This window comes from Ruminococcus callidus ATCC 27760, assembly GCF_000468015.1.
Classification (GTDB): Bacteria; Bacillota; Clostridia; order Oscillospirales; family Ruminococcaceae; genus Ruminococcus_C; species Ruminococcus_C callidus.
This window is the reverse complement of sequence record NZ_KI260440.1, coordinates 4,710-7,869: the sequence shown is the minus strand read 5'-3', so window position 1 is coordinate 7,869 and position 3,160 is coordinate 4,710. Positions and strand designations below refer to the sequence as shown.

General features: G+C 51.7%; 2 protein-coding genes. Both read right to left on the bottom strand.

All coding sequences use genetic code 11. The features are described 5' to 3' along the window. Positions 1-201 precede the first annotated feature (201 nt). Entirely contained in the window at positions 202-1,380 is a 1,179-nt protein-coding gene (locus tag RUMCAL_RS10120) for an NAD(P)-dependent malic enzyme (RefSeq protein WP_040647893.1), read from the bottom strand. 158 nt (positions 1,381-1,538) lie between these two features. Further along, positions 1,539-2,489 carry an L-lactate dehydrogenase gene (locus RUMCAL_RS10115; RefSeq protein ID WP_021682745.1) on the bottom strand — a complete coding sequence of 317 codons (951 nt, stop codon included), beginning with the start codon at positions 2,487-2,489 and terminating at the stop codon, positions 1,539-1,541. Positions 2,490-3,160 lie beyond the last annotated feature (671 nt).

Below are 3,160 nucleotides of genomic sequence, written 5' to 3'. Positions count from 1 at the left end.
CAGGGGAGGCTATCATGAAAATTGATTTCCGTGGAATACGTTAGACGGTGTTGATACTATTATGATACACGAATTTTGTGAGGCGATTTTTTCCGTTCTAGGCAAAAATTCGCAGGCGTGCTTTCGCACGGCAAGGATTTTTAACGACGAACGGGGAAAATCACCCCAAAAGACGCGTGTCAGGCTTAGTGTCAACGCACCTTACACTCTTGCAACGCCGGAATCCTTGGCTGCCTGTGCCACTGCCTTGGCAACGGCTTCGCTGACACCTTCTTCCAGCGGGCTGGGAATGATATATTCCGCAGACAACTTATCGGGTGTTACAAAATCGGCGATTGCCTTGGCTGCGGCGATCTTCATGGCATCGTTGATGTCGCTGGCACGAACGTCCAGTGCACCGCGGAAGATTCCCGGGAATGCCAGAACGTTGTTGATCTGGTTCGGGAAGTCGCTGCGTCCGGTGCCCATTACTGCCGCACCGGCTGCCAGTGCTTCGTCCGGCATGATCTCCGGCGTGGGGTTTGCCATTGCGAAGATGATCGGATCCTTTGCCATAGACTTCACCATTTCCGGTGTCACGCAGTGCGGAGCCGATACGCCAATGAAAACGTCTGCCCCTGCCAGCATTTCTGCCAGTGTGCCTACCTTGTGGCCGCTGTTAGTGATCTTTGCCATTTCTTCCTTCTGAGGGTTGAGGTTATCCCGTCCCTCGTAGATCGCACCGTGGCGGTCGCACAGAATGACATGGTGCGGATCCAGACCCATCGCGATCAGCAGACGGATAATGGCAAGTCCGGCTGCACCGGCACCGCTGGTCACCACGTTGATGTCGTGAATATCCTTGCCGATGAGCTTCAGTGCGTTGAGCATAGCTGCCAGTGTGACAACGGCAGTGCCGTGCTGGTCATCGTGGAAAATCGGAATGTCACAGCATTCCTTCAGACGACGCTCGATCTCGAAGCAGCGGGGTGCGGAAATGTCTTCCAGATTGACACCGCCAAAGCTGCCGGCGATCAGGCGAACCGTTTCTACGATCTCGTCCACATTCTTGGAGCGAACGCAAAGCGGAATCGCATCTACATTGCCGAAACGCTTGAACAGTGCACATTTGCCCTCCATGACCGGCATGCCGGCTTCCGGTCCGATGTCGCCCAGTCCGAGAACGGCGGTGCCGTCGGTGATGACTGCGACCAGATTGCCGCGGCGTGTCAGGTCATAGCTTTTGGAAACATCTTTCTGAATTTCCAGACAAGGCTCTGCAACGCCGGGGGTGTACGCCAGAGAAAGATCATCGGCGGTTTCCAGCGGTGCACGAAGTGTGACTTCGATCTTACCCTGCCATTTGTAGTGCAGTTTCAGAGATTCTGCTGCATAATCCATAATTTTTTTGTCCCTTTCCAACCAATCAATTGCCTTTATTCGGCAGTTTGCCGAAGTTTTTGTCAGCGGACAGTGCCGGTGCATCAGCCCCGCCGCTGTACGGCAGCCGTCTGCACAGAGATCTGTGCCGGCATGCGAGTGCTTTTATACTATTTAAATTAGAGAGCCATCTGGTCGATTACAGAACGCAGTGCTTCGCCGCTCTTCTGGAAGCGTGCGATTTCCTCGTCAGTCATCGGCGGTGTGATCTCGTGTTCTACACCATTTGCACCCAGTACGCACGGCAGGCTCAGGCAAACGTCCTTTACGCCGTAGTGTGTGCCGTCCTGCAGTGTGGAAACTGTCAGAACTGCCTTGGTATCCCGCAGAATTGCTTCGGTGATCTGGCTGACAGACAGTGCAATTGCATAATATGTTGCACCCTTGCACTTGATGACCTCTGCACCGCCGTCGCGGACTTCCTGTTCGATCTCGTCCTTGTCGCCCAGATTTTCTACATTTGCACAGTATTCATCAAACTTCATGCCCGCAATGCTGGACAGGGACCACGGGATCATGGAAGAATCGCCGTGTTCACCGAATACATATGCGTGAATGTTCTTGATGTTCAGACCAGCGTGATCTGCCAGACAGGTACGCAGACGAGAAGAATCCAGAACGGTACCGGAACCGATGACCTGCTTGGGGTCCAGACCGGATACGCGAATTGCTTCATAGGTCAGCACGTCAACCGGATTGCTGACTACGAGATAACATGCGTGGGGAGCATACTTCACGATCTCCGGCATTACGGAAGCCATGATCTTTGCATTGGTCTTGCACAGATCGATACGGGTCTGACCCGGCTTTCTGGCAATACCAACGGTGATGATGACCATATCGGAATCTGCTGCGTCCGGATAATCACCGTCGTGAATATCGCAGGACGGGCAGAATGCATTACCCTGCATAATGTCCATAGCCTCGCCCTTTGCCTTGGGCTTGTTGATGTCGATCAGCAGCAGTTCAGAGCAAAGACCTTTGATCGCCAGAGCAAATGCGATAGACGCACCAACATTTCCGGCACCGAGAACGGTAACTTTCTTTCCTTTTTTCAGCTTCTTTTCCACTTCAGAATTCCTCCTAAAACCTTATCTAGGACAATATTGCCCTGAGAATCCATACTCCATGCAGATCGCAGAAAGGATCTCTCTTTATCATACGCCACGCAGTGACAGAATGATAGAAGAAAACCGCCTTTGCCCTCTGCAACGGCACAGACAGCCGGTGCAGGTACAAAATCCAACACCCGTCTGCCTATACAATTTTATTATAACATGAACCGTACTTTTTTGCAAGATGCAATCTGGTTTTCCAGAATTTTTGTCACTTCATACAGATTTTTCCCGTTGGAAGCCGACAATCTCTACAAATTACAGCTTGTTTTGGAAGTTTGAATCATAGCCTTTCCTTTATTGAAATAGCCTCCCCTGAAAGGGAAGGGGGACCAGCGTAGCTGGTGGAGGGATTTTTATGTGGAATCTTTTGCTTAATGTAAAAGGTCTACGATATAATCCCTCAGTCAGCCTGCGGCTGCCAGCTCCCTTTTCAAGGGAGCCTGAATAAAAAGCCTCCCCTGAAAGGGGAGGGGGACCAGCGTAGCTGGTGGAGGGGTTCTTGTGAAATCTTTTGCTTAATGTAAAAGGTCTACGAACTAACCCCTCAGTCACCTGCGGTGCCAGCTCTCCTAAAGGGGAGCCTGAATAAAAAGCCTCCCTTGAAAAGGGAGGGGAACCGCCGT